This is a genomic window from Bradyrhizobium sp. INPA03-11B (assembly GCF_040446015.1).
GTDB lineage: Bacteria > Pseudomonadota > Alphaproteobacteria > Rhizobiales > Xanthobacteraceae > Bradyrhizobium > Bradyrhizobium macuxiense_A.
The window spans coordinates 1-692 of the sequence record NZ_JASGSR010000278.1 but is presented as its reverse complement, the minus strand read 5'-3'; the positions used below and the strand labels follow the sequence as shown (position 1 = coordinate 692).

General features: G+C 63.0%; 1 pseudogene. It reads left to right on the top strand.

Annotated features, from left to right (window positions below):
• Positions 1-197: 197 nt before the first annotated feature.
• Positions 198-692, top strand: a pseudogene (locus tag QMZ05_RS40910) (transposase); the annotation flags it as partial.

Below are 692 nucleotides of genomic sequence, written 5' to 3'. Positions count from 1 at the left end.
CTAGGGCATGCACAGATCTGATGCGACAGATTGACTCGGACGCTGAGCCTGGGATTCCAGAATCGGCAATGCATGTGATTCCTATGTCGGCACTTCGATTTGGACGGAGGTGCCGGCATGTTGTCGCGGATTGACTGGACGTTGGGCCGGTTCGGGGATCGTCGTCTCGATAAAGGGGGGCGGCGCTTGTCGGACGCATGGTTGCGGGCAAGGATGTGTGCCTGCGGCGGCTTTCGAAGGGGAACCGCGCGCTGGAAGTGCGGTTCAACCGCTTTCTCGGCAATGGCAAAGTGACAGCGGAGCGGATCATCGACAGCTGGAGCGAGAGCACGGTTGCGGCGATCCGAGGCCGCCATGTGCTGGCAATCCAGGACACCAGCGAGATCCACTTCAACACCACCGCGCAACGCCGGCGCGGGCTCGGGGAAATCGGCAGGGGCAATCACCATGGCGTGCTGCTGCATCCGCTGCTGGCGGTGGATGCGGAGAGTGGCAGCTGCCTTGGGCTTTTGAGCGGCGAGGTGTGGACGCGTGAGGGCCGTCGAACCGTCTCGCATGACAGCCGCGACCTGCCGGACAAGGAATCGCAGCGCTGGATCACCACTGCCCTTGCGGCCAAGCCGCTGCTCGCAGGCGCCGCAATGGTGACCTTGCTTGGTGACCGCGAGAGCGACATCTTTGCTCTTTATGCC